Source organism: uncultured Psychroserpens sp. (assembly GCF_947492715.1).
In the GTDB taxonomy this organism is placed as follows: domain Bacteria; phylum Bacteroidota; class Bacteroidia; order Flavobacteriales; family Flavobacteriaceae; genus Psychroserpens.
In genome coordinates, this window is record NZ_CANLNS010000002.1 from 69,196 (window position 1) to 94,260 (window position 25,065).

General features: G+C 34.0%; 29 protein-coding genes. 8 read left to right on the forward strand and 21 right to left on the reverse strand.

All coding sequences use genetic code 11. From position 1 onward, the window contains the following. Positions 1–23: 23 nt before the first annotated feature. From Q0787_RS07135 to recF, 4 genes are read right to left on the reverse strand one after another with little or no spacing between them, the layout of a single operon-like run. Positions 24–410: a hypothetical protein gene (locus Q0787_RS07135; protein ID WP_298901615.1), complete on the reverse strand. Its 387-nt coding sequence runs from the start codon at positions 408–410 to the stop codon at positions 24–26. A gap of 25 nt (positions 411–435) precedes the next feature. Next, entirely contained in the window at positions 436–732 is a 297-nt protein-coding gene (locus Q0787_RS07140; protein WP_298901616.1) for a DUF721 domain-containing protein, read from the reverse strand. Further along, complete coding sequence (locus Q0787_RS07145) at positions 732–1,151, reverse strand: hypothetical protein (RefSeq protein WP_298901617.1); 420 nt, start codon at positions 1,149–1,151, stop codon at positions 732–734. Before Q0787_RS07145 ends, Q0787_RS07140 begins: the two co-directional genes overlap by 1 nt. After that, positions 1,148–2,227 carry a DNA replication/repair protein RecF gene (gene recF / locus Q0787_RS07150; protein ID WP_298901618.1) on the reverse strand — a complete coding sequence of 360 codons (1,080 nt, stop codon included), beginning with the start codon at positions 2,225–2,227 and terminating at the stop codon, positions 1,148–1,150. The genes Q0787_RS07145 and recF overlap by 4 nt, the downstream gene beginning before the upstream one ends. Positions 2,228–2,348: 121 nt before the next feature. Here recF and Q0787_RS07155 point away from each other — a divergent pair, with 121 nt between their 5' ends. The 8 genes from Q0787_RS07155 to Q0787_RS07190 all read left to right on the forward strand — a co-directional run bounded on the left by Q0787_RS07155 (position 2,349) and on the right by Q0787_RS07190 (position 8,820). Further along, a complete protein-coding gene (locus tag Q0787_RS07155) occupies positions 2,349–3,125 on the forward strand; it encodes a tetratricopeptide repeat protein (RefSeq protein WP_298901620.1) in 777 nt (258 codons plus the stop codon). 1 nt (position 3,126) lies between these two features. Then, positions 3,127–3,609, forward strand: a complete 483-nt coding sequence (ribH, locus tag Q0787_RS07160) for a 6,7-dimethyl-8-ribityllumazine synthase (RefSeq protein WP_298901621.1) — start codon at positions 3,127–3,129, stop codon at positions 3,607–3,609. A 183-nt stretch (positions 3,610–3,792) separates the two neighbouring features. Beyond that, positions 3,793–4,005 carry a hypothetical protein gene (locus Q0787_RS07165; protein ID WP_298901622.1) on the forward strand — a complete coding sequence of 71 codons (213 nt, stop codon included), beginning with the start codon at positions 3,793–3,795 and terminating at the stop codon, positions 4,003–4,005. 4 nt (positions 4,006–4,009) lie between these two features. After that, entirely contained in the window at positions 4,010–4,297 is a 288-nt protein-coding gene (locus Q0787_RS07170) for a riboflavin synthase subunit beta (RefSeq protein WP_298901624.1), read from the forward strand. Continuing rightward, positions 4,297–6,156 carry a DNA mismatch repair endonuclease MutL gene (gene mutL / locus Q0787_RS07175; protein WP_298901625.1) on the forward strand — a complete coding sequence of 620 codons (1,860 nt, stop codon included), beginning with the start codon at positions 4,297–4,299 and terminating at the stop codon, positions 6,154–6,156. Before Q0787_RS07170 ends, mutL begins: the two co-directional genes overlap by 1 nt. A 7-nt stretch (positions 6,157–6,163) precedes the next feature. Next, positions 6,164–6,919 carry a rhomboid family intramembrane serine protease gene (locus Q0787_RS07180; protein ID WP_298901626.1) on the forward strand — a complete coding sequence of 252 codons (756 nt, stop codon included), beginning with the start codon at positions 6,164–6,166 and terminating at the stop codon, positions 6,917–6,919. Further along, complete coding sequence (locus Q0787_RS07185) at positions 6,916–7,794, forward strand: rhomboid family intramembrane serine protease (RefSeq protein WP_298901627.1); 879 nt, start codon at positions 6,916–6,918, stop codon at positions 7,792–7,794. The genes Q0787_RS07180 and Q0787_RS07185 overlap by 4 nt, the downstream gene beginning before the upstream one ends. A gap of 6 nt (positions 7,795–7,800) precedes the next feature. Continuing rightward, on the forward strand, positions 7,801–8,820 hold the full coding sequence (locus Q0787_RS07190; RefSeq protein WP_298901628.1) for an endonuclease/exonuclease/phosphatase family protein: 1,020 nt from the start codon (positions 7,801–7,803) through the stop codon (positions 8,818–8,820). Positions 8,821–8,823: 3 nt separating this feature from the next. On the opposite strand, the gene Q0787_RS07195 is transcribed toward Q0787_RS07190, so the two are convergent. The 17 genes from Q0787_RS07195 to udk all read right to left on the reverse strand — a co-directional run bounded on the left by Q0787_RS07195 (position 8,824) and on the right by udk (position 25,030). Next, positions 8,824–9,135 (reverse strand): DUF6122 family protein, encoded by a 312-nt coding sequence (locus Q0787_RS07195; protein WP_298901629.1) that lies wholly within the window; start codon positions 9,133–9,135, stop codon positions 8,824–8,826. Continuing rightward, a complete protein-coding gene (locus tag Q0787_RS07200; RefSeq protein ID WP_298901631.1) occupies positions 9,132–9,752 on the reverse strand; it encodes a WbqC family protein in 621 nt (206 codons plus the stop codon). Before Q0787_RS07200 ends, Q0787_RS07195 begins: the two co-directional genes overlap by 4 nt. A gap of 17 nt (positions 9,753–9,769) precedes the next feature. Next, on the reverse strand, positions 9,770–11,509 hold the full coding sequence (lepB, locus tag Q0787_RS07205; protein ID WP_298901632.1) for a signal peptidase I: 1,740 nt from the start codon (positions 11,507–11,509) through the stop codon (positions 9,770–9,772). A 63-nt stretch (positions 11,510–11,572) separates the two neighbouring features. Next, a complete protein-coding gene (dapB, locus tag Q0787_RS07210; RefSeq protein ID WP_298901633.1) occupies positions 11,573–12,274 on the reverse strand; it encodes a 4-hydroxy-tetrahydrodipicolinate reductase in 702 nt (233 codons plus the stop codon). Positions 12,275–12,277: 3 nt separating this feature from the next. Beyond that, positions 12,278–12,874, reverse strand: coding sequence for a DUF5683 domain-containing protein (locus Q0787_RS07215; RefSeq protein WP_298901634.1), 597 nt, complete (start codon positions 12,872–12,874; stop codon positions 12,278–12,280). After that, positions 12,864–13,763: a ParB/RepB/Spo0J family partition protein gene (locus Q0787_RS07220; protein WP_298901635.1), complete on the reverse strand. Its 900-nt coding sequence runs from the start codon at positions 13,761–13,763 to the stop codon at positions 12,864–12,866. The genes Q0787_RS07215 and Q0787_RS07220 overlap by 11 nt, the downstream gene beginning before the upstream one ends. Further along, positions 13,763–14,527: an AAA family ATPase gene (locus tag Q0787_RS07225; protein ID WP_298901637.1), complete on the reverse strand. Its 765-nt coding sequence runs from the start codon at positions 14,525–14,527 to the stop codon at positions 13,763–13,765. The genes Q0787_RS07220 and Q0787_RS07225 overlap by 1 nt, the downstream gene beginning before the upstream one ends. 197 nt (positions 14,528–14,724) lie before the next feature. Then, a complete protein-coding gene (locus Q0787_RS07230) occupies positions 14,725–17,574 on the reverse strand; it encodes a pitrilysin family protein (RefSeq protein ID WP_298901638.1) in 2,850 nt (949 codons plus the stop codon). A 184-nt stretch (positions 17,575–17,758) separates the two neighbouring features. Beyond that, positions 17,759–18,586, reverse strand: a complete 828-nt coding sequence (locus Q0787_RS07235; RefSeq protein ID WP_298901639.1) for a hypothetical protein — start codon at positions 18,584–18,586, stop codon at positions 17,759–17,761. A gap of 33 nt (positions 18,587–18,619) precedes the next feature. Continuing rightward, a complete protein-coding gene (locus Q0787_RS07240; RefSeq protein WP_298901641.1) occupies positions 18,620–19,117 on the reverse strand; it encodes a hypothetical protein in 498 nt (165 codons plus the stop codon). After that, complete coding sequence (locus Q0787_RS07245) at positions 19,114–19,593, reverse strand: hypothetical protein (protein ID WP_298901642.1); 480 nt, start codon at positions 19,591–19,593, stop codon at positions 19,114–19,116. The genes Q0787_RS07240 and Q0787_RS07245 overlap by 4 nt, the downstream gene beginning before the upstream one ends. After that, complete coding sequence (locus Q0787_RS07250) at positions 19,590–19,949, reverse strand: RDD family protein (protein ID WP_298901643.1); 360 nt, start codon at positions 19,947–19,949, stop codon at positions 19,590–19,592. The genes Q0787_RS07245 and Q0787_RS07250 overlap by 4 nt, the downstream gene beginning before the upstream one ends. Positions 19,950–19,973: 24 nt before the next feature. Next, entirely contained in the window at positions 19,974–22,097 is a 2,124-nt protein-coding gene (gene scpA, locus Q0787_RS07255) for a methylmalonyl-CoA mutase (RefSeq protein ID WP_298902227.1), read from the reverse strand. Positions 22,098–22,103: 6 nt separating this feature from the next. Beyond that, a complete protein-coding gene (locus Q0787_RS07260) occupies positions 22,104–22,751 on the reverse strand; it encodes a hypothetical protein (RefSeq protein WP_298901644.1) in 648 nt (215 codons plus the stop codon). Between the two features lie 11 nt (positions 22,752–22,762). Further along, positions 22,763–24,124: a methylmalonyl-CoA mutase subunit beta gene (locus Q0787_RS07265; RefSeq protein ID WP_298901645.1), complete on the reverse strand. Its 1,362-nt coding sequence runs from the start codon at positions 24,122–24,124 to the stop codon at positions 22,763–22,765. Then, entirely contained in the window at positions 24,117–24,422 is a 306-nt protein-coding gene (locus Q0787_RS07270) for a septum formation initiator family protein (RefSeq protein ID WP_298902228.1), read from the reverse strand. The genes Q0787_RS07265 and Q0787_RS07270 overlap by 8 nt, the downstream gene beginning before the upstream one ends. Beyond that, positions 24,422–25,030, reverse strand: coding sequence for a uridine kinase (gene udk / locus Q0787_RS07275; protein WP_298901647.1), 609 nt, complete (start codon positions 25,028–25,030; stop codon positions 24,422–24,424). The genes Q0787_RS07270 and udk overlap by 1 nt, the downstream gene beginning before the upstream one ends. Positions 25,031–25,065 lie beyond the last annotated feature (35 nt).

Genomic DNA, 25,065 nt, shown 5'->3' on the forward strand with positions numbered 1-25,065 from the left:
TGAAATATTTTGAGAGTTTAAAGTTATAATTCAAATGCTTTGAATAGCGGTTTTGGAACAATCCAGAACCGTTTGTATGGCGATAGTTCAGTCTTGTTTTTTAGTTCTGTAAGTTCCAATTGTTTTGATGTTTTATGGATGGTATAAATTATTTCGGCGGCTTTTGTATCATTCGCTTTTTTTATAAGAATGGTATCAGAATTTAGTCGTTTCCATTCAATAGGAACGGTTACCTCGCCGTTATCACCATTGGTCCAACACCATGTTTGATAATATCCTTTTCCATGTTCTGAAAAAGATAAGTAATAGACGATGTCTATTTTAAAAAAAAGGTCATCTTCTGTTTTCCAAGTACCAATAAGCTCATCTAAAGGTATCTTCTTTTTGAACATATCCCAAGGCCATTTCATGAACAATACTCTACAACTTGCGATATCATCTAAGCACTAATTTTTTAATAACTTCTTTTCCCACAGACTCATTGAGCATATCTATTATTTTTTGTTTTCCATAGCTTAGCTCTTCACGAAGTACACTCGAACTTAATGAAACGTATAAGGTGTCCCTATCGAGTTTGATATCTGTGGTATAGTTGTTAACACCATTTCCCATCATTTTGGCCCAAGCTTCTCGCACATCTACCTTATCTAAACCTGCCTGAAGTTTATTGGTATCCACAAATTCTTTAAGGATATCGCTTATTGGTAAGTGATCATTTTGTCGTTTTGCCATTAGTCTAAATCTAGAGGTTGATAGCGTTTATAAAGATACACATCTTTATTGGTATTATTTATAATTAACAACTGACTCTCATTAGCATTTAAAACCGTTTCTTTCCAATTAGAATATGGTGTTTTGTAATAAATATTCAAACTATCATTTTCAATAATCATTTTAAAAAATTCAGCACTTTTTGACGTTTCGTACTTTCCAGCGAGATTTGGTAACATCTTTTTTCTAAATCCTGTTAAACTATCAGAAACTTCAATATAGTCTATAGTATTATTAAACGTGTATGTTCTTTTAGAACCATCTTTTAAGGTAACTTCATCAATTTCCCAATAACCCCCAATATGTTCTACAAAAGATGCTGGGTCTTTAGAGCAGCTAAATAGACCAACTAAAAAGAGTAGGAGTGCTATCTTTTTCATAGTTTGAAAATTTTATATGATTGGTGAATTTGTTTCACAATATGTTCGGTGCGTTCGGCGTGCGTATCACTTATGAATAATTGCCCAAAATCATCATTGTCGACCAAACTGATAATTTGAGCAACGCGATTTTCATCCAACTTATCAAAAATATCATCGAGTAGCAACAATGGTGTAACACCACTTTGTTCCTTTACAAAATCAAACTGCGCCAATTTAAGAGCAATTAAAAATGATTTTTGCTGACCTTGACTTCCAAATTTTTTAATAGGGTAGGTATCGATCTGAAAATTAAGATCATCCTTATGAATCCCTACACTTGTGTATTGTAAAGCTTTGTCTTTATTGATGTTTTGAGTTAGAAGAGTTTGTAGGTCATTATCAAACAAATCACTTTTATAATGAATATTAATGGCCTCGTTATTATTACTAATGACTTGATAACGCGCTTTAAATATTGGTATAAAGGTTTTTAGAAACGCATCGCGTGTTTCAAAAATGGCACTTCCATAAGTGTGTAACTGTTCGTTATATACCTCTAAAGTTTGTGCGTTAAATGTATTGTTGAGTGCAAAGTATTTGAGTAAAGCATTACGCTGTGATAGTACTTTGTTATAGTTAATTAACGTATTGAGGTATGGCTTGTCGCTTTGAGATATGACGCTATCAATAAATTTGCGGCGTGTATCACTGCCTTCAATAATTAAATCGTGATCGGCAGGTGAAATGATTACAGATGGAATAAACCCAATATGATCACTAAATCGTTCATAGGCTTTACCATTACGTTTTATCATTTTTTTTTGTCCGCGTTTTAAGGACACTACGATTTTTTCAGTTTTGTCGTTTTTGTTAAAAATGCCATCCACAACAAAAAAGTCTGCCTTATGCTTAATGTTTTGCGTAGCCACTGGGTTGAAATAGCTCTTTCCGAAGGACAAATGGTAGATAGCGTCTAAGGCATTGGTTTTCCCGACACCATTAGAACCAACAAAACAGTTAATTTTAGAATCAAATTCAAAATCTTGGCTTTCAAAATTTTTATAATTAACTAAACTTAACGTGTTTAAAATCATAAAACTAATAGGAATATTCTTATTAAGGTTGTGTTTATTGTAAGAGGATGTAAAAATAACAAATAATTTACCTTTTAAATCCCAATAAAAATTTTATTTTTGCGGGCACAAATACAGAATTATGGCAACATATAAGAAAAGAGGATATAAACCGAAACCTATTAAGGAAAAAGGTGAGAAGATAGAAGTTTTAGAACAAGAGTCTACAACAGCTGAAGTATTTAATACTTTAGATGAAGGAGCTAATAAAGCGGAAGACTTTGTTGCTAGAAACCAAAAAGGTATTTTCATTATTATTGGTTTGGCTGCGGCTATCATGTTAGGTTACTTAGGATACAAGAAGTTTATTGCAGAGCCAAAGGCAGAAGAAGCTATGAATGAAATGTATACAGCTAAAAAGCATTTTGATGATGCCTTTGTTGCTGGAGCTAATAAAGATTCTCTATTAACTATAGCGCTTGATGGTGCCGAAGGAAAATTAGGTTTAACCGATATCGCAGATCAATACAGTGGTACTCCTGCTGGAAATATAGCTAGTTATGATGCTGGTATGGCGTATTTAAACTTAAAAGATTACTCAAATGCTGTGAAGTATTTAGGTGAGTTTAAAACCGATGATGCTGTTTTAGGACCTCTTGCAAAAGGAGGAATGGGAGATGCTTTTGTTCAGTTAAATCAATTACCTGATGCTTTAGAATATTATGAAAAAGCAATTGCGGCGTCAACAAATGACTATACAACACCAATGTATTTATTAAAGGCGGCTAATGTAGCTCAAACCTTAAGTGAGTATAATAAGGCATTACAATACTATAAGAGAATTAAATCTGATTTTTCAGATTCTGATCAAGCTAAAAATATTGAAACATTTATAGGTAGAGCAGAAGCAAACAACTAATATGGCAACTGCAAATCATAATTTATCAAACTACGATAAAAACACAATCCCAAACGCGAAGAACTTTCGGTTTGGGATTGTTGTTTCAGAATGGAATGACACCATAACTAATGGCTTATATGAAGGCGCTTATGATGCCTTGATAGATTGTGGTGCATTGGCTGATAACATTATCAAATGGGATGTACCTGGTAGTTTTGAGTTGATCTATGGCAGCAAAAAAATGATTGAACAAGATGTAGATGTCGTTATTGCTATAGGTTGCGTAATTCAAGGCGAAACAAAGCATTTCGATTTTGTTTGTGAAGGTGTTACTCATGGTATCAAAGAACTGAACTTATCTTCTGATACTCCAGTTATTTTCTGTGTACTTACAGACAATACTATGCAACAATCTATAGACCGCTCTGGTGGAAAGCATGGTAATAAAGGTACAGAAGCTGCTATTGCTGCTATTAAAATGGCAGATCTGCGACGTCAATAGATGTTTTATCCCTTATACTAACTTAAGAGAGTTGTTTTATCAAGTAGTCTTGAAACGATAACAACTAAGAGTTTCATATTTCTGAAGAAAGCACTGTTTGTTAACAATTTTTAGGACTTCAACAGCAAGTTTTCCTTGTAAATTCTTTACTTTTGAAACAATAGACTAGATTAATTAGTGAGTTTGTTCCAACAGCGAAAAAATAAACGTTTTAATTATATTCCGAGACATCTTCGCGATGAGAAGGAAGAGGACGATTTAAAGTCGCAATGGGATACTGTAAGAAGCCAAGGTAAGCATAGTGGCAAACGACGTATATCTATTATTAGACTTATAGTGATTTTAGGTATGATAATTGCACTATGGTTTATTTTAACTCACTACGAAAAATCATAGCATTATGGGAATTTTAAGTACAAGAAAAAATAAGAAATACAGCTATCAACCTCGTTACTACAAAGGTGATGGGAATCCTTATGAATTAAAGCATAAATTTGACGAATATCGTGTTACTGCTGGTGATAATAAGGGGTTGAAAACAAAGTTTAATAATGCCATTGATGACTATCGACATAATGGTGATAGAAGTGGAGCTAACCGTCGCGTACTTATTATTATTGGTGTTTTGATTTTAGTCTTTCTTTATATCATAGATTTCGATTTATCCATTTTCTCTCTTAAACGCTAATGGCAGACATTATTCAATTGTTACCAGATCATGTTGCGAATCAAATTGCGGCAGGTGAAGTTGTACAACGACCAGCTTCGGTTGTTAAAGAATTATTAGAAAACGCTATAGATGCTGGATCCAGCACAATCAAACTTATCATAAAAGATGCGGGTAAAACCTTAATTCAAGTTATTGACGATGGAAAAGGTATGAGTGCTACCGATGCTAGACTTAGCTTTGAGCGTCATGCTACATCTAAAATACGTTCTGCAGAAGATCTTTTTAGCTTAAATACAAAAGGCTTTAGAGGGGAAGCACTTGCCAGTATTGCTGCCATTGCACATGTAGAGCTAAAAACGAAACTAGAGCAAGACGAACTGGGAACATTAATTGAGATTGAAGGTAGCACGATTAAAAATCAAGATATGGTGGTGACACCAAAAGGAACGTCACTATCGGTGAAGAATTTGTTTTTTAATATTCCAGCTAGACGTAATTTTTTGAAATCTAATAATGTTGAACTCCGACATATAATTGACGAGTTTCATCGTGTAGCATTGGCACATCCTGACATAACATTTTCAATGTATCATAACGGGAGTGAGAGTTTTAATCTTCCAGAAAGTAATTATCGACAACGCGTTGTAAATATTTTTGGAGGAAAAACAAACGAAAAACTGGTGCCTGTTGAAGAAGAAACTGAAGTCTTGAAAATTTCAGGATTTGTTGGGAAACCTGAATTTGCAAAACGAACAAAAAGTGAGCAATTCTTTTTCGTTAACAATAGATTTATCAAAAGTGCTTATCTCAATCACGCTATAAATTCGGCATTTGAGGGCTTAGTAAAAGAAGGAAGTCATCCTAGTTATTTTCTCAACTTAACGGTTGATCCAAAGAGCATTGATATTAATATTCATCCAACAAAAACTGAAATTAAGTTTGATGATGAACATACGCTTTATGCTATTTTGCGCTCTTCTGTAAAACACAGTTTAGGACAATTTAATATTGCACCTGTGTTAGATTTTGAACGAGATAACAACTTAGACACACCTTACAGTTATAGAGATAAAAATGCAACTACACCAAAGGTTGAAGTTGATCGTTCTTTTAATCCATTTCAAGAAGAAAAAAGTCAGGTATCGTCTCGTGGATTGACCCAAACTTATAGGAAAGAACCTGCAGCACAGTGGGAAAGTTTGTATGTCGGTCTGGAATCTAAAGGCACAAAAACGGATAGTGATTTTAGTGAAGTGGAGTTTGAAAGTGATCCTGAAAAAACATCGTTGTTTTCTGATGATGTAACTACTGAAACTGTTCAAACTACTTACCAACTTCATAATAAATATATTATAAGTACTATAAAATCAGGAATGATGATACTCGATCAGCATCGCGCACATCAGCGTATTTTATATGAAGGATTTTTAAAACACCTCACTGTCAAGGAAGCTGTGAGTCAGCAATTATTATTCCCACTTACTTTAGAATTTTCTTCTACGGAAATGACAGTGTTACAACAACTAAAAGAAGACCTGGAACATACAGGCTTTGTGTTTTCTTCATTTAAAGACAGCACTATAGAAATTACTGGTGTACCTGTAAATGTTCCTGAAAGTGAAGTTTCTATTATTTTGGAACAACTTATAAGTGATATAGAGCAAGAAGTCCCTGATAGTAATTTTAGTGCAACAGATTTATTGGCAAAATCAATGTCTAAAAGTCTTGCGATAAAAACGGGGCAATCTTTAACAACGATAGAACAAGAGCATTTGGTAAATAGCTTATTTGCTTGTAAAGAACCATCGGTTTCACCAACTAATAGAGTCACGTTTATTACCATGAGCGTCGACGATTTTGATAAAAAATTTATGTAATTAATATATGATAAGAGGTATAACAGATACAGTTAAACATTTACTCATTATAAACGTTATCATGTTTATTGGAACAGTGAGTTTAGGTGATGGTAAATTATTTTATCAATGGTTCGCCTTATATTTTCCTGAAAATGAATTGTTTCAACCATGGCAAATTTTCACCCACATGTTTATGCATGGAGGACCAGGCCATCTCTTTTTTAACATGTTTGCCCTTTGGATGTTTGGAACTGCGGTAGAAACACAATTGGGATCTAAGAAGTTTTTGTTTTTATATATCTCCGCTGGCTTAGGTGCAATGCTATTTCAATTAGGGTATTACTATTTTAACTATTTACCAGCTTATTCAGAGTTAATTGCTTCTGGTTTAACTGAGACTCAATTACTAGAGATGTTTACAACAAATGAACAAGTTGTTGGTATGTCTAGCTCTCAATTGAGTTTGGCCAAGACTGCCTTTAGTGCTTATAATGCATCTATGGTAGGAGCATCTGGCTGTATTATGGGGGTTTTGGCTGCTTTTGGAATGATGAACCCTGAAGCAAAATTAATGTTGATCTTTTTACCAGTACCTATTAAAGCGAAATATTTTATTCCTGGAATTATTATTCTAGATATCATTTCTGCATTTACAGGAGCATCATTTTTTAGTCCGAGCAATACAGCATATATGGCGCACGTTGGTGGCGCATTTACAGGTTTTATTATTATGTGGTATTGGAAAAAAACGCAGTTTAACAAAAATCGTTGGGATCGATGACATCGCTAGCGCATGACTTCAAAGAGAAACTTAAAAATTTAAACGTTTTTGAGAAAATTATAGCAGTAAATGTTACTGTTTTTTTCCTTAGTTGGATACTTAAGGTGGTTAGAGCTGTTCCTAGAGAGATGACCTTAACTTGGCTTGAATTGCCAAGAGATGTTTCCGATTTCATAGTGAAACCTTGGTCTATTGTTACCTACGGATTTACACATTATGATCTATTTCATCTGTTGTTTAACATGGTCGTACTGTACTTTATATCACGAACCATGGTGAATCTTTTTCCAAGAAAACAGTCATTAAATATTTACTTTTTAGGGATTATTATTGGAGGATTGGCCTATTTAGCAGCTTATAATATATTACCTAATAACATGTTATTAGCCAATGCTGGCCCTTTGGTTGGTGCATCGGCAGGTGTGAGGGCTTTACTCATATTTATTTGTGCTTATATGCCATATCGTGAAGCCCAATTTTTTGCAGTAAAAATTAAACTATGGTATATTGGAGTGGCATTAGTAGCATTTGATGTTATTGGCTTATTTGGAAACAATCAGGGAGGAAATATTGCCCATTTAGGGGGAAATTTATTGGGCTATATTTATGCGACCCAATTACTAAAAGGTAAGGATATAGGTAAGGGCTTTGGGAAATTGATGGACAAAATTGCTAACTTGTTTAAGCCCAAACCAACACTTAGAACAGTTCATAGAAATAAAAAGAAACCCTTTGCTGGCCATAATAAAGCCGAGTTTAGTGAGTTTAATAATCAGAAAAAAGTTGATCTTATTTTGGATAAGATTAATAAAAGTGGTTATGAAAGTTTAACCAAGGAAGAAAAGGCATTTTTATTTAAAGCAGGTAAGGATTGAAACCCCATGCGTAAACTAAGACGTTTAGAGAAACTCATATTTATTATCAATTCATTGATGGCATTTGTGTTGCTTTTATCTTATGTTTTACCCTATATAGAACCAAAGAAATTTGCGTTCTTATCAGTGCTTAGTTTGGCCGTTCCTTTTCTCATTATAATTAATATACTCTTTGTAATATACTGGCTACTAAAAGTTAAAAAACAGCTTTTAGTTTCTCTGGTCGTTCTTGTTTTAGGCTATAGCTATGTATTTTCATTGTATAAGTTCTCATCGTCAAAAAACGTTGATGACAGAGATAACCTTTCTGTAATGAACTATAATGTAAGATTGTTTAATCTCTTTGATTGGATTGACGATCCTGATTTAAAGCAGAATCTTTCAGGATTTATTTCTGAAAAGCAGCCAGATGTACTATGTATGCAAGAATACAGACCTGATGCTGCTGTTGAATTAAATGGTTATTTTAAGTATGAAAAACTCTCTGGACAAAAAGTAAAAAGCGGACAAGCGATATTCACGAAATACCCTATTATCAATTCTGGTTCTATAGAATTTCCGAATACATCGAACAATGCCATTTTTGCTGATATCGTTAGATTTGGTGACACTATAAGAATATATAATGTGCATTTGCAATCGTCTGGTATTGATCCAAACGTTGAAGAATTAACAAAAGAAAAATCTGAAAACTTAGTTAAACGAGTAAGTTCTACGTTTAAAATGCAGCAATCTCAAACGGAGTTGTTTTTAAGGCATAAAGCAAAATGTCATTATCAAATGATTATTTGTGGCGATTTTAACAATACGGCATATTCTTATGTGTATAAAGAGATTAAAGGTGATTTAAAAGATGCTTTTGAACAAGCAGGTAACGGATTTGGAAGAACGTTTGATTTTAAGTTTTTCCCAGTTCGAATAGATTTTGTTTTAGTTGACAAAGATTTTGAGATTAATGCCTTCAAAACTTATGAAGTCAATTATTCTGACCACTTTCCTATTATGGCCAAGGTAAAACTTAAATAGCGACTACATCATCCAGCAATCTACCTGATCTGCTATAATATGAATAATTAACCCAATACCAATTAGTCTTGTGATTTTAAACAAGGACAATAGCACATATATACCAATAGCATAATAGGAGTGTAGAGGATGAAAATTGATACTACATCTATTAGGGTCAAATATTGGATTTGCGAGCAGATGATCGAGATCAATTACAAAGGCACATAACATGATAAAGTATGCAAATTTCCATTGCGCTCTAAAATATACTAGGGCAACAACTAAAGGCAACAAAAAATGAATACCGTAATGAACAACAGATTGTAATGTCACAGTTGCAAGGTTTGTGCGTTCAGATACAATTCGGTATTTGGGCCTTCATTAAACAACAAATCTAAAATGCTTAAGTTATTTAAAAAACCATGTTTTGTATCAAAAACTTGCGCATAAGGTTTAAAATTTTGTAGAATTTCTTTACGACTATTAACTAATCCTCTAGCATCGATATTAGGCTTAAGGTCCATCTCATACTGCTCGGTTTTCCCATAAGAAAGGGGTAGTTGTAAACAATTAAAAATGGCTTCGATACATTTGAAGTTAAAGTCCGTTATAGTTGTTACCTCCATTTGAAAAAGAGGAAGTAAGTCGTCAATATAGAATTCGTAAAAGGGAGAGGTTCTATAAGCTGATTCCAGAGATTTTAAATGCTGAGTTTGCCAATCTTCTGAATTAAAAACAGCAACATTTTTAGACAATTGACGATTCTTTTGAGAGTAAACCACAGGAACATTTAGGTCGAGTTTACCATTAGCACCATAAATAGACGTTCGATTTCTATAGGTTTGCTTTTGGTAATTATCACAGACTTCAAAAATAATATGATTGGCCTGTGCCATGGCTACAAAATGTGCTATGCTCGGAAAATATGTTGGATGTAATACAACCTCCATCGTAATGTCATTAAGTCTTATTTAGCTTTTTTCTTTTGTCTCCATTTATTGAAGCCAAACCAGCCTGCCAGTAAAATTAAAAACGGAATTAAATAAGAGACTGGTTTTCCAGAACCGCCAACCGTTGTAAACCAGCGCTCCCAACGTGGGTTTTTAATGCCGTCCCAACTCATCCAAATAAATACGGGTTTACCAACCACATGATTAAAAGGAACATAACCCCATGCACGAGCGTCTACCGAGTTGTTTCTATTATCTCCCATCATCCAGTAATAATCATTATCAAAGGTGTAAGAGTTTACGGGTTCACCTTCAATGAGCACTTGATTTCCTCGCGTCGTCACTTTTTTGCCTTCATATTCTGAAATCAATCGTTTATAGAGCGGTAAGACTTCTAAATTTAATTCAACCGTTGCTCCTTTTTCAGGAATGTAAATTGGTCCAAAATTGTCATAATTCCAGTTATATTGTGGGTTATGAGGAAATACAGTTGGATCTTCATGCTGGTAGGAAAACTGTTGTAAAGATTTGGTCATAGGCAAACTCTTGATGAGTGCCGCATTTTCCGCAGTTAGATTTAAGTTGTATTTTAAAGGGAGCGGTTCCATTTTCAGTTTTCTCATTTCATCGCTACTAATTGCACCAACAACTTCAACCATTAGAGAGTCTCTTGACGATTCCTTTAAATAGGCTTTTCTTTGCTTTTTTAAGTCTTCAAAGTAGGCTTTAATTCTAGGGTTGTCCCATAGTTTCTTGTCAATTTTATAAAATGACGAAACCGTTTCAATTTCATATTGATTAATGAGATTATCCATATAACTTTGAGTTAAATTATCTTTTGCTTCCCAAGTATAATGGTGTTGAAGTTTAGCTCTGTCTGGTAGTTCATTTTTCTTACCGTTAATGTAAACATAGCCATCAATAATTTGCAAGGAATCTCCAGGGATACCAACACAACGTTTTACAAGGTTTGTTTTCTTATCGATAGGCTTATAATAATTTCGATCTGGAGTGAAATCATTCATGTCTAACAAGGTATCGGCTGGTTGATTGAAAACAACAATATCGTTACGTTCGATAGTTTCAAATCCAGGAATCCTCATATAAGGTAACTGTAATTTGTTTTTTAATGATGTTTTATTTTCTTCAATCTTATCATTGTATAAATATGATTTTACGTTGACAACTGGAATGGTATCATGAACCATTGGAGTTGCTACTGTAGACATAGGTACGCGTGCACCATAGTGTATTTTACTAACAAATAAGAAATCACCAACCAATAGTGACTTTTCGAGCGAAGAACTCGGAATTGTAAAAGGCTGGATGAAATATGTATGAACAATTGTAGCTGCAACGATTGCAAATAAAATAGAACTCACCCAATCACCAGAGCTCGATTTTGGGTTGATGTTTCTGTTTTCTACATAAGATACATCAGCTGCATAATTGAGGTAGTAGTTATAGAATCCTAAAGTTATTACCGCCAAAAAGGTATCTATGTATTGGTTTTTACCAAAACTCCTAGCAGTTTCCACCCAAACAACAGGTAACATAATAAGGTTCACAATAGGTACAAATAATAAAAAGGTCCACCATCTTGGACGATTAATAATTTTCATTAGAACCACAGCATTATACACAGGAACGAAAGCCTCCCAGGCTTTTCTCCCAGCTTTAACGTATAGTTTCCATGTACCAAGACCATGAATGAATTGTATGATGAGAATAAAAATTAACCACTGCGTACTTGTCATGTCTATATTTTAATTTCTTTGTGAGTTGTTAAGTATTAATAAACGTTACATTAGATATTAAGATTAACTAATATTTAAGACGTCTTTCATTGTAAATAGTCCTTGTTTATCGTGAACGTATTCTGCAGCAATAACGGCTCCTAAGGCAAAGCCTTGTCTACTATGAGCGGTATGCTTTATTTGAATACTATCCACCTCAGAATCATAATTAACTTCATGAGTTCCAGGTACATTTTCAATTCGTTTTGCTAAAATACCAATCTCATTTTGTTTTGATGCATCTAAATTCCAGTTTTTATAGTTAGAATGTTCGATAATAGCTTCGGCTAAGGTGATTGCAGTACCACTTGGTGCATCTAACTTTTGTGTATGATGAATTTCTTCGATGCTTGTTTTATATTGTGGTAACCCAGTCATTAACTTGGCTAGGGTTTTATTAATTTCAAAAAAGATATTGACACCTAAACTAAAATTTGAAGCATATAGAAATGTACCACGTTTTAAACGGCATAGTTGAACCATATCGTCGTAGGCATCTAGCCAACCTGTTGTTCCCGAAATTACGGGAACACCAGCATTTAAACATGCAGAAATGTTAGTAACAGCGGTAGAGGGTAAACTAAAATCTATAGCAACGTCAATATTGTTTAGCACGAAATTTTGAGTAGAACTAGAGACTTTTAATTGAATGTGATGCCCACGATCTAATGCAATTTTCTCTATTGCCTTGCCCATTTTTCCGTAGCCTAATAATGCTATATTCATGCCTTAGAATTTAAAATTTAGTGTCAACCCTAAATCTGTATTGTTTTCTCTTTGGTTGTACTTAAAATGAGGCCTTACAGTTAAATCTTCATCAACATTAAATTGCAGTAAATGTGCATCAACATTTGCATCGACGATGTTCAATGCATACATCCCAATTGTAATTAATAATGCCAATTCCTTATTACGTCTTAATTGCTGTTGAGCTCTAATTAATCCATCGTCTGAAACATTAGGAAACGGATCTCCTGGAGATCCTTGCCCAAAACCAGCCAAACGTCGTTTATAAGCATCACGATAAATATTATAATCCTTATCGTTTTTAATATAAAAATATAAAGGTGTTCCTATTAAGGCATAAACAACGGGTATTTTCCAATATTTTTTATTGTATGCTTGTCCTAAACCCGGAAGTATAGCAGAATAAAAAGCGGCTTTAGAAGGCGCTAAAACATTAATAGGTTCTCTTTTAGTTTTTGTAGAATCTCTAACAACAATGAGATCAGTGTCTACTTCTTCAGTTTTATTATTTTCTTGAGCGAAAATACTAGCACTGAAAACGAGTGTAAAGAGTAAACTGTAGACTAATTTATTTAGCACGTTGCACTAGTTTTTTTATACGATTGAAATCTTCTTCGGAATGAAATGGAATTGTAATTTGTCCCTTTCCATTCTTAGATACTTTAACGCCAATTTTATGACCAAAGTATTCTGAAAATTCTTTTATGCCTTTTTTAACAAATTTAGGTATTTCCTGAGATTCGACGGCTTTTTTGACTTTAGGATTATGATAATTTTTTACTAAAGCCTCTGTAGCTCTAACAGATAATTTATCTGTTATAATCTTTTCATAAATATCTAACTGATCATTTTGATCTTCTATGTTAATAATAGCTCGTCCATGACCCATAGAAATAAATCCATCACGCATTCCGGTTTGAATAATAGGATCTAATTTTAGTAAGCGCAAATAATTAGCAATTGTAGATCGTTTCTTGCCAACGCGCTCACTCATTTGTTCTTGAGTTAATGCAATTTCATCAATAAGACGTTGATAGGAGAGTGCAATTTCAATGGGATCTAAATCTTGACGTTGGATATTTTCGACCAAAGCCATTTCTAGCGATTCTTGATCGTTAGCGATTCTTATATAAGCTGGAATCGTTTTTAAACCAATAAGTTTTGATGCTCTAAAACGACGTTCACCCGATACCAGTTGAAATTTATTAAACTCTAATTTTCTAACTGTTATGGGTTGTATAACACCTAATTCTTTAATTGAAGATGCGAGCTCCCTAAGTGTTTCTTCGTTGAAATTGGTACGAGGTTGAAACGGATTAATTTCAATTGTTTCTATGTCTAATTCTACGATATTTCCAATAATCGTATCTGCATTTTTATCATTTGCAGATTTTATATCGTTTGATGGGTCTTTCAACAATGCCGATAAACCTCTACCCAGTGCTTGCTTTTTTGTTGCCTTCGCCATTATGAGTTTTTGTTTATAATTTCTTTTGCTAAACTTAAATAGTTGGAAGCGCCTTTACTACTCACATCATATTTTATAATGCTTTCTCCATAGCTAGGTGCTTCACCTAATCTTACATTTCGTTGAATAATTGTTTCAAAAACCATATCACTAAAATGTTTTTGTACTTCTTCAACGACTTGATTTGATAAGCGTAAACGTTGATCAAACATAGTGAGTAACATACCTTCAATATCTAAATCGGTATTGTGAATTTTCTGTACGCTCTTAACCGTATTCAATAACTTTCCTAGACCTTCTAGTGCAAAGTATTCACATTGTATAGGAATAATAACGGCATCAGAAGCAGTTAAGGCATTTAACGTGAGTAGACCTAAAGAAGGCGCACAATCTATTAAAATATAGTCATAAGACGATTTTAAATGTGCTATGGCCTTTTTAAGCATATATTCACGTTGGTCTTTGTCTACGAGTTCAATTTCAATAGCCACAAGATCTATATGTGCAGGAATAATATCTACATTAGGAGAGTCTGTTTCAACAATACATTCTTCGGCAGATGCCGTATGTTCCAATAATTGGTAGGTCCCAACTTCCACTTGTTCTACAACGATGCCAAGTCCTGACGTCGCATTTGCTTGTGGATCAGCGTCAATAAGCAGTACTTTCTTCTCAAGAACTCCTAGCGATGCTGCTAAATTTACAGAAGTTGTTGTTTTTCCAACACCTCCCTTTTGATTGGCGATTGCAATGATTTTACCCATTAAATGATTTGGTTTTATTTATAGAAGTTTTACTGACTTCTTCAACTGTAAAAATACGATTATTTACGAGTTTTGGAAACGTAAGTTGTTAACAGTATTTAAACGTATTTTATCACTTATGTTAAGATATTGATAGTGATAGGGTAATATAAAAAAAGCAGCCTATAACGGCTGCTTTTTAATATATTTAAATAGGTTTATTCTTCTGGCAATAGTATTGCTTTTAAATAGCCATCTTGTAAATACTTTTTAGCAACATTATGCAAATCTTTCGTTGTAAGTGCATTCACGTTAGCTTCGTAGTTAACAACATTATCTAAATCTGATTTACTATAATCTGCATTTTTAATTGCTGATAACCAGAAACGATTTTGTTCTAATTGCTCTTTTCTTGTTAATAATAAGGCTTTCTTTACTTTGTCTAAATCTGAGCCTTCAGGACCATTGTCTATAATTTTCTGAAGTTCTGCAATAGATGCAGCTGCCAATTTTTCAGCATTTTCAGGAGCACAAGGAAAAGAAATACTAAAATTAAAACGTCCGTAAGGTAGCTTGCTTATAGAACCTCTTGCACCAGCACCATAAACACCACCTTCTTCTTCACGCAATTTTTCTATGAGTTTAATACTTAATAATTCACCTAAAGCACTCATTGCTCTAGCTTCCTTAACGTCGTACTTAGTTTCACCTCTGAAGACTAAATTTACTTGACTCTTAGGCTCAGTACCTTTTTTGTAAACAAATTCTTGTGCGCCAGATTTAGGTCTAAAAGATGAAACTTTATAAGTTTCTCTGTTAGAGTTTCCTGGTAAAGAAGCAATATAGGTCTCAGCTAGTTCCTTAATTTTATTTTCGTCAATATTTCCAACAAAATAGAAATTAAAATCTCCAGCGTTAGCAAAACGTTCTTTATACTTTTCGTATGCTAAATCATAGTTTGCTTTGTCTAATCTTTCAGGAGTAGGGAAGCCAGTGTATCTTGGGTTTCCTTCATTTAAAAACTCTCCTAAAGCAATTGAAAACGACACATTAGGGTTTGATATGATATTTCCTAGAAATGCTTTTTGCTTACTAATAAAAGATGCAAAGGCCTCTGGGTCTTTATCTAACTTTGTGAAATACAAATGAATAAGTTGAAACATCGACTCTAAATCTTTAGGCGTCGTCGATCCTCGCATACCTTCGTCTAATCCTCCAATGTATGGTCTAACATTTGCAATTTTACCAGACATCACTTTCGTCATATCATTTTTAGATAAACCATCAATACCAGCTTCAGTTAATCCACCATTAGCACTTGCCGTTTGCTTTAATTCTTCTGTAGTGTATAAAGAAGTACCTCCATAGCTAAATGCTTCAAAAAGAATTTCATCATTTTTAAAATCGGTTTTCTTATAAGTAACCTTTGCGCCATTACTTAATGTAATTGTTGTTGTCTCATTAATCTGTCCTTTATGGTTCACATCTACGCTAGCAGTGCTACCTTTAGCTGGTTTGTTTGTCATTAACTCTGAGCGTACAGCTTCATCCTCATAACCTTTGATATCACTGTTTTTAACACTATCCAATAAGTCGATAACTTCTTTTTCGGTCACTTTAGTTAATCCGTCCTTTTTAGGGCCAGTAAGCACGACTAAGCGATTGTCATCATGTAAAAAGTCTTTTATTAGGCCATTAACTTCATCTAGTTTAATTGTTGGGAGTTGTGATTTTACATAATCATAAGTCCATTCGGTACTAGGCATTGGGCTTTCTTGTAGGAAGTTTTGAATATAACGACCAACGATACGACCAGATTCTTGCTTATCTCTATCTTTATATGAACGCTCTGTTCTAGCGAAGTAATCTTTTTTAGCACGCTCTAATTCCGAAGCGTTAAATCCGAAACGTTTTACACGTTCGTTTTCTTCTAAAAGTGTCTTCAATGCCTCTAACTGTCCAGTTTCGTTAGTTTGAGCTATAGATTGGTAAGCCTCCTTGTTTCCTATAATTCCACCATGAAACGAAAATCCAAAAATAAATGGTGGATTTGGTTTGTTGCTATACTCTCTAAGTCTATTGTTAATCATTTGAGTAAATAGACCTTCAACCATATTGTCTCTATAGTCTTTTACAGTTCTGGTCTTTTTTACATCACCTTTATCCTTGTAATAAATTTGAACTTGACTACCTGTTGCTTCTTCATCCCATTCAATAGCTACAAATGTACCTTCATGGTTTTCTGATCCAAATTCTTGTCTTGGCTTAGGGTTTTCTGGGTTTTTTAAACCACTAAAGTTGTCTTTTATTTTCTTCTCAAGTGTCTCAACATCTAAATCTCCAACAGCAATAACTGCCATTAAATTAGGACGATACCAATCTTTTTGAAAGTTTCTTAAACTTTCATATTTGAAATTCTCTAGATTTTCTTTAGTTCCAATAGGTAAACGATCTGCGTATTGCGACTTATATGCGATTTTATCTAAGTATTTAGATTGCATTCTTGTTGCAGCACCTAGACGTGTTCTGTATTCTTCAATTACAACACCACGCTCTTCGTCAATATCTTTAGCAGTAAGTAAAGCTCCACCAGCCCAATCTTGTAGGATTTGAAACCCTTTGTCTAGTTTTGCTGGATCATCACTAGGAATAGGAAGAATGTATACTGTTTGATCAAAACCTGTATAAGCATTAAGATCTGCTCCAAATTCTACACCAATACTTTGTAAGTAATCAACAAGTTCGTTTTTCTTAAAATTTGTGGTTCCGTTAAAGTTCATATGCTCCATAAAATGAGCCAAACCTCTTTGATCTTCAGTTTCTAATATAGAACCTGCTTTGATTGCTAAACGCAATTCAACTTTGTCTTCAGGTTTTCCATTATTCTGAATGTAATAAGTGAGACCATTACTAAGAACACCTGTTTTTACATTGGGATTAGATGGAATTGGTTCTGAAGGTGAAATTTCTTTTTTCTCCATAGTGGTTTCCTGTGCAAAGGATCCCATTGAAATAAAGAATACCATGAGCATGCAAAGCATGACTCTTGTTGATGGATTTTGATTCATGTGTTTGAGTTTAATTGATTTTAAGTTTGAATGTATAAATATAAAACTAAGTTTTTAGTTGAAAAAGTTAATTTGTACTAAAATTCCTAATTTTTTTCCGAAGATAGGAAAGAAGGTATTGATTTAAAGAAGTTTAACAGGTTTTAACGCAGACTAAATACTAGAGGAAGTGAAAATAATAATCTCACATGGCTTTTAAATACCGTTTTACAGATTTTCTAAAGTAGCGTCTTAATTTGCGTTTCATTCTAGCATTGGAAATGGTATCGCGGTAATCAAAGCCATTAAAATACACCTTAGTTTTGCCTTTTTTAGTTTTTATCATTGATAGCTGCACATTATCTAAGGTGTCATTTTCAATGATAAACTTTTCAATTTTGTAATAATTGAGACTATCACCTTTAGAGGCGTAGTAACTTGCCATTGGCGTTAATGTTGTGTCTTTTTTGATGTCAAATTCATGAAGTTTTTCTAAGATCCGCTTTTGTGACATGTTTAAGGTAACATCACAATTATGACATATAAAACGACTATTATTAGCTGTTAAATAAAAGTATCTAGGAGGCGTTTCTGCCATGAGTATAAACACTGTTGGCAGAAGTATAAAGGTAGCATTTAATTTGATGGGAATAACAAATGCAGATTCATTGCGTATTTTTTTAATTAGAATATAGGCTAATGGTAGCATGGCAATAGCTATATAATCGGTGTAGTCTACAACTCTTGAGGTTTTTATGAATGCGTATTGATTATAGAAATCAATTGCGCTCGTAGATAATGACGATTTCCAAAACATAAACAATACAGCCGAAAGAAAAAGGTTAAATTTTACGTGTTTAGGATTAAAAAATGTAATTAAAATCGGAAGAATAATCATCCCAACGATATCAGATAATTTTCCAGTAAACCAGTTAGAGAATTCCCATTTAAATACATGATCGTTAAGTACTAAAATAACAAGGCATATGATGAAAATATAGTTTAAAAGTAAATGTCGTCTTTCAAATTTCATATAGGTGTAACGCAAAATTAGTTGAATTATTGGCTATAAATAATGTGCTATTATTTGTTTCATATTTGGCCTCAAGTCTTCAAAGACAATAGCCTTTTCGGGCTGATTTACTTTGTAGATGATAACATTTGATTGTAGGTGCTTGTTTTTGCTTTTGAAACCAATTTCATAGGTTTTACCTAGAACCTGATATTCTAAAAGATGCACGTTAAATGACGATGTCTTATTAGGTTTTATGACATCACTATACTTGAGCTGTCCTTCAATGATGATTCCATTTGAGAGTACATCTATAACCTTTTTTTTCTTTAAATGCCATTGTATTAAACTGAAAAGTAACACGACAAGACTGGCAAGAGCAATACCTTTCCAAAAGAATCCTGTTGTGATTAAAAAGCGTGGCTGCGAACTAAAGAGGTCTATATTAATAAAAACACATAAGAGAATAATCACATATAAGATGTAATCCCGTTTACCAAATGCTTTATAGAGTTTTGACGTATTGTTTATTTTAATCACTCCTGTTCTCAAAATGTTTCATTTAAATTTTTAATAAGTGTTTCAATTTCAGAAATTGGCATTTTAACAACACTTTCAATGGACGATTCATCGGCTTCAATAACTAAACACGCTTGTTGATCTTCGACGTAGCCAACAGGATTCCATAAAAATGTTGGCTTCACAGCAGTTGCAGATTTTAATGCGCCTTTAAACCAACGATAATCGGCATAGTAAGTTATGACTTCACTATCTAGGCTTATAATCTCTTTTCCATAAGTATTCCAAAGTGATAGACGTAATAAATAGAATCCAAGAAGTCCAAATATGAACATACCAAAGAAGAGCCCAAACTTTAGTCCACTACCAAAAGAAACAGAAGCAACTATACCTGCAAGCGGTAAAATAAAACATAAGATAGAAAAAGCAAACATGGTAATACGAACAAAAAGAGGTGCTTTTTTGACATGTAGTGTAAGTGTGTTATGCTCTATTTGGTAGAATTTCATTTCTTTTTCTTGAGTACTGTATTTGAAAATAAGTCGTGCATGCCAATGTCATTTCCAAACATGTAAGACAACCAGTCTACAGGGATAAGTCTGCTGATAGATCGGATTAAAATTTTAATGAAACTAGCTTTTGAACCATCTTTACGAACAACTTCGGTTTTAGTAATTATTTTACCAATAGTTTGACTGGTTGTGACTTCGAACAAAAAGTAATAAGAAAACATGATACCATTGAACACAAAATAATAGAGACCGTAGTCATTTTCAAACAATGTAAATATGATAAACAACATATAAACAATTAGCATATCGATGATGTAGTTTGCAAATCGGGTAGCTTTGTCTATGTGTTTCATAAATAGTATTTGACTTAGGTCATATTACTCAATAAGGATGTCTAAAATTTTAATTGCCGCAGCGCTAATTTTCGTTCCTGGCCCGAATACAGCAACAGCTCCAGCGTCAAATAAATACTGATAATCTTGTTTTGGAATCACACCTCCAACGATGACCATTATATCTTCGCGACCATAATTTTTTAATTCGTCTATAACTTGAGGTACAAGCGTCTTATGTCCTGCAGCTAAGGAAGATACACCTAAAATATGAACATCATTTTCTACAGCTTGTTTAGCCGCTTCTTTTGGTGTTTGAAACAACGGACCAATGTCTACGTCGAAGCCAACATCTGCATAACCTGTAGCAACAACTTTTGCTCCACGATCATGTCCGTCTTGTCCCATTTTTGCAATCATTATACGCGGTCTTCGACCATCTTGTTCTGCAAATTTATCAGCCAATTCTCTAGCTTTTTTAAAGCTCTCGTCATCTTTAATTTCTTTACTATACACGCCTGAAAATGATTTTATTTGTGCTTTATATCGTCCAAATTCTGCTTCTAATGCATCGCTAATTTCACCTAGAGTAGCACGTTCTCTTGCTGCATTTACTGCTAAAGCTAATAAATTCTCCTTTCCTGAGCGTGCAGCTTCCGTTAATTTTGATAAGGCTTTGTGAACGGCTTCTGTATGTCTTGTCGTTTTTATTTGCTCCAATCGTTTTATTTGTCCGTTTCTAACCGTTTGGTTATCAACTTCTAAAGTAGCGATAGGGTCTTCTTCTTCTAGGCGATATTTATTCACGCCAACAATAATGTCTTGCCCAGAATCTATACGAGCTTGCTTACGCGCAGCAGCAGCTTCAATTCTAAGTTTTGGAATCCCAGCTTCAATAGCTTTGGTCATTCCTCCTAAATCTTCAACTTCTTGTATTAATGTCCAGGCTTTTTGGGCAATATCGTCGGTGAGTTTTTCAACATAGTAGCTTCCAGCCCATGGATCGACAGTTTTTGTGATTCCTGTTTCCTCTTGCAAAAAGATTTGTGTATTTCGAGCAATACGTGCCGAAAAGTCTGTTGGTAATGCAATGGCTTCATCCAAGGCATTGGTATGCAAACTTTGTGTGCCTCCAAATGCCGCAGCTGCAGCTTCTATTGTGGTTCGTGCTACATTGTTAAAAGGGTCTTGTTCGGTTAAACTCCATCCCGAAGTTTGACAATGTGTTCGAAGTGCTAAAGACTTTGGGTTCTTAGGGTTAAATTGGCTTACTAATTTTGCCCATAGCATACGCGCTGCACGCATTTTAGCAATCTCCATAAAGTGGTTCATGCCAATCGCCCAAAAGAAAGAAAGGCGAGGTGCAAAAGTGTCAATATCCATACCAGCCTCAAGTCCTTTCTTTATGTACTCTAAACCATCGGCCAAAGTATAAGCCAATTCGATATCACAAGTAGCACCAGCTTCCTGCATATGATATCCTGAAATACTAATGCTATTAAATTTAGGCATGTTTTTACTCGTGTACTCAAAAATATCTGAAATGATTTTCATGGATGGCGTAGGAGGGTAGATGTAGGTGTTACGCACCATAAACTCCTTTAGAATATCATTTTGTATAGTTCCAGCTAAACGTTCAGGAGCAACACCTTGCTCTTCGGCGGCAACAATATAAAACGCCATAATTGGAAGAACAGCGCCGTTCATAGTCATTGATACCGACATTTTATCAAGTGGAATTTGATCAAATAAGATTTTCATGTCTTCCACCGAATCAATGGCTACACCAGCTTTTCCAACATCGCCTACAACACGTTCATGATCAGAATCATACCCTCTATGTGTTGCTAAATCGAATGCTACTGAGAGCCCTTTTTGACCAGCAGCAAGATTCCTACGATAGAATGCATTACTATCTTCAGCGGTAGAAAATCCAGCATATTGACGAATAGTCCAAGGTCTTCGAACATACATGGTTGAATAAGGACCACGTAAGTTTGGTGCAATACCAGCTACAAAATTTAAATGCTCAAGATTAGAAATGTCTTCTTTTGAGTATGATGCTTTGACATTAATATCCTCAGCGGTTTTGAAACTATCAACTTTATTGACTTTACTTGAAGTTGTAGTTGTTTCTAATTGTATATGCTGGAGGTTTTTTCTCATAATATAATATTAATGGTTGTGACCATCATGAGATGAATGTTCTTTATTAACTTCGATTGTTTTTTCTGGAGCCTTACTAAAATCGATATCAAATATTTTTCCGTAGAAATACTCAAGAGCTATGTAAGTTGCCAAATACTTGTCGTCTTTCATACCAAAAGTTTTACGTTTAAGTTCTTCTCCAACCATACGTAAACTGAGGCTGTTAGTTTGTACTAGAGCATTAAATGTTTTTTGCAGTGGCTCATCTTTAATGTTTTCTGCCACACATTTTATAAAAGGATGGTTATAATTTAAGCGACTACCAAAGGCGTCAACAGCAGGACGCCATAATGTCTCATCTTGTTTTAACGCCTCTAACACTTTTTTAGAATGTTCAGAGACCATTTTATGATAATCAACTCTATTATTTGATGCTTGGCTTACAAATAAACTATACGCGCGAGAATATACTGGGTTGCCTGGTGTATAGAACTTTATTAAATCATCTTCAAAAGCGTAAAAGGCCTCTCTTAATAAATCGGTATCCATCCCTTCGCAATCCAATATATTTTCTACACTTGGATATTTATACTCAAAATCTATTTTTTTTGGTGTATCATCTTTACAGTTTAATAGGCATATACATAATGCTAAAAGTGTTAATCGTAACTTCATATTTTTAGAGTTTATTCGGTTTTAAGTCGTTCTTGTTCAATAGTTTCTGCAAGTCGCTTTTCAATTATTGGTTCAATTAAGGTTTTTATTGGATTTGTTTTCACAAATGGATATAACTCCAAGTCTTCCTTCATTTTGTCTTGCGGATTAGGGTGTTTGTTCGTTCCTAATAATACAAAATCACCAGTATCAAATTGTGACTGCTCCTTTATAGCGCTTTCTTTTATTTTCTTTTGAATTGTTCCTTCTTTGAGTTGAGATAGAAATCCGCCATTCGCTTCTATATCCTTAAATAGCGTCAAGGATTTGCTCGCCATTTGAGATGTAAGACTTTCTATATAATAAGCCCCATCTGAGGGATTGCCAACCTTATCAAAATAGCTTTCATGCTTTAGTATTAGCAATTGATTACGAGAAATACGATCTGCAAATTCGTTGCTTTTGTGATAGATAGCATCATATGGTAAATTGATAATAGTATTTGCGCCACCTAAAACAGCACTCATGCACTCAGTTGTTGTACGAAGCATATTGGTGTTGTAGTCATAAATGGTCTTATTGCGTTTTGTAGGAGACACATTTATGATGCAATCAGTGTTTATCTGGTATGCATTAGCAATCGTTTTAAATAATAATCTTAATGCCCTAAGTTTGGCAATTTCAAAAAAATAGTTGGTTCCAACAGCAACATTGAAAATGACCTTTAACGATTGTTTTTGAATTGTGTTTGGTTGATCGTCAAAATGATTTAGGTACTCGTTGATATGCGCCAAAGCATAAGCAAGTTGTTGTATCATGTTGGCACCTGCATTTTGATATAAACCGACATCGACAGACAGTGTATTGGTATGTTTAACAGTGGCTTCAAAAAGCGAATGATCATCTGTAAGATTGTGATACCAATTACCTGTTCTTGCAAGGTGACCAATAATGTCAACCTCCAGGTTAACATGATCATATGAAGCGACCTGTTTGACAAACTTAGGAGATAAAAATTCCGGTTTAATGATAATTGGAGTAGAGGCAGTGTCTATGTTCTTTAACAGGTTTTCTATTGAAATATCTTCTGAAGGAATAACAAAGATTATAGTTTCGGCGCCTCTAGATATAGCATCTATAGCATTAGCATTAGACTTTTCAGTGTTAGCAACAAAGATGGTTTGACCAATATTAAACGTACTTGCAGTAGAATGTAATTCAGATTCTAGTTGTTCGAAGTCATCGGCATGATAAAAAGGTTTTACATCAATTCCTTCATTGGTATGCCAAATAAGCGTATCATTATAATCAGCTCCTTTTAAGTCGGCCTGAATCTTTTGCTTCCATTGTTTAGAGGAGATTTCGGGAAAATCGCTAAATAAAGTTTTACTCATCCTTTTTCTCTAGTTTTAGACTGTCTTCATATTCAATGATGTAGATGTCTTCATTCTCTTTTTTCATATAGTACTTTTCACGTGCTAGCTTTTCTATACCATCGTCGGTACTTAATTCTTTAATAGCCTTGTTATCTTTTTCTATTTCATCATTATAATATTGCTTCTCGTTTTCTAAATCATCTATATCTTGGTTGAGTTCTCTATGAATGAGAAGTGAGTTAGAATCAATAAAAAGCATCCATATCGCAAAAACGATAAAGACAATGACAAATATGTTTTTTAGATAATTCAATATTAATGTAATTTTTCGTTGATAATAGTTTTCACTATATCAACTGCAACAGTGTTATATTTGTTGTTTGGTATAATAATATCTGCATATTCTTTCATAGGTTCTATGAACTGCTGATGCATAGGTTTTAATGTCGTTTGGTATCTGCTTAATACTTCATCTATATCTCGGCCACGTTCTGAAATATCACGTTTCAAACGTCGTATTAAACGTTCGTCACTATCGGCATGCACGAAGATTTTAATATCAAACATCTCTCTTAATTCAGGGTTTGTTAAGATTAAAATACCTTCCACTATCATCACTTTTCGCGGATTGGTTTTGATGGTATCTCCTGTGCGATTGTGCTTTACAAAGGAATACACAGGTTGATTAACAGGTGCTCCACTTTTTAATTCCTTTAAATGTTCTTCTAATAACTCAAAATCTATAGAGCGCGGATGATCAAAATTAATTTTCACGCGTTCTTCATAGCTTAAATGCGAGGTGTCTTTATAATAGGAGTCTTGTGAAATAACACCGACTTCACCTTCTGGTAATTCGTTAAGTATTTGATTTACAACGGTTGTTTTTCCACAACCTGTTCCTCCTGCTATTCCTATAATGAGCATAAATAAAAACTGATTTTTAGTTGGACAAATTTAAC

What these genes read in the sequence shown, in the direction of transcription:
- Q0787_RS07135 (WP_298901615.1), bottom strand. Translation starts at nt 410, where the DNA reads ATGAAATGGCCTTGGGATATGTTCAAAAAGAAGATACCTTTAGATGAG.
- Q0787_RS07140 (WP_298901616.1), bottom strand. Translation starts at nt 732, where the DNA reads ATGGCAAAACGACAAAATGATCACTTACCAATAAGCGATATCCTTAAA.
- Q0787_RS07145 (WP_298901617.1), bottom strand. Translation starts at nt 1,151, where the DNA reads ATGAAAAAGATAGCACTCCTACTCTTTTTAGTTGGTCTATTTAGCTGC.
- recF (WP_298901618.1), bottom strand. Translation starts at nt 2,227, where the DNA reads ATGATTTTAAACACGTTAAGTTTAGTTAATTATAAAAATTTTGAAAGC.
- Q0787_RS07155 (WP_298901620.1), top strand. Translation starts at nt 2,349, where the DNA reads ATGGCAACATATAAGAAAAGAGGATATAAACCGAAACCTATTAAGGAA.
- ribH (WP_298901621.1), top strand. Translation starts at nt 3,127, where the DNA reads ATGGCAACTGCAAATCATAATTTATCAAACTACGATAAAAACACAATC.
- Q0787_RS07170 (WP_298901624.1), top strand. Translation starts at nt 4,010, where the DNA reads ATGGGAATTTTAAGTACAAGAAAAAATAAGAAATACAGCTATCAACCT.
- mutL (WP_298901625.1), top strand. Translation starts at nt 4,297, where the DNA reads ATGGCAGACATTATTCAATTGTTACCAGATCATGTTGCGAATCAAATT.
- Q0787_RS07180 (WP_298901626.1), top strand. Translation starts at nt 6,164, where the DNA reads ATGATAAGAGGTATAACAGATACAGTTAAACATTTACTCATTATAAAC.
- Q0787_RS07185 (WP_298901627.1), top strand. Translation starts at nt 6,916, where the DNA reads ATGACATCGCTAGCGCATGACTTCAAAGAGAAACTTAAAAATTTAAAC.
- Q0787_RS07190 (WP_298901628.1), top strand. Translation starts at nt 7,801, where the DNA reads ATGCGTAAACTAAGACGTTTAGAGAAACTCATATTTATTATCAATTCA.
- Q0787_RS07200 (WP_298901631.1), bottom strand. Translation starts at nt 9,752, where the DNA reads ATGGAGGTTGTATTACATCCAACATATTTTCCGAGCATAGCACATTTT.
- lepB (WP_298901632.1), bottom strand. Translation starts at nt 11,509, where the DNA reads ATGACAAGTACGCAGTGGTTAATTTTTATTCTCATCATACAATTCATT.
- dapB (WP_298901633.1), bottom strand. Translation starts at nt 12,274, where the DNA reads ATGAATATAGCATTATTAGGCTACGGAAAAATGGGCAAGGCAATAGAG.
- Q0787_RS07220 (WP_298901635.1), bottom strand. Translation starts at nt 13,763, where the DNA reads ATGGCGAAGGCAACAAAAAAGCAAGCACTGGGTAGAGGTTTATCGGCA.
- Q0787_RS07225 (WP_298901637.1), bottom strand. Translation starts at nt 14,527, where the DNA reads ATGGGTAAAATCATTGCAATCGCCAATCAAAAGGGAGGTGTTGGAAAA.
- Q0787_RS07230 (WP_298901638.1), bottom strand. Translation starts at nt 17,574, where the DNA reads ATGAATCAAAATCCATCAACAAGAGTCATGCTTTGCATGCTCATGGTA.
- Q0787_RS07235 (WP_298901639.1), bottom strand. Translation starts at nt 18,586, where the DNA reads ATGAAATTTGAAAGACGACATTTACTTTTAAACTATATTTTCATCATA.
- Q0787_RS07245 (WP_298901642.1), bottom strand. Translation starts at nt 19,593, where the DNA reads ATGAAATTCTACCAAATAGAGCATAACACACTTACACTACATGTCAAA.
- Q0787_RS07250 (WP_298901643.1), bottom strand. Translation starts at nt 19,949, where the DNA reads ATGAAACACATAGACAAAGCTACCCGATTTGCAAACTACATCATCGAT.
- Q0787_RS07260 (WP_298901644.1), bottom strand. Translation starts at nt 22,751, where the DNA reads ATGAAGTTACGATTAACACTTTTAGCATTATGTATATGCCTATTAAAC.
- Q0787_RS07265 (WP_298901645.1), bottom strand. Translation starts at nt 24,124, where the DNA reads ATGAGTAAAACTTTATTTAGCGATTTTCCCGAAATCTCCTCTAAACAA.
- udk (WP_298901647.1), bottom strand. Translation starts at nt 25,030, where the DNA reads ATGCTCATTATAGGAATAGCAGGAGGAACAGGTTGTGGAAAAACAACC.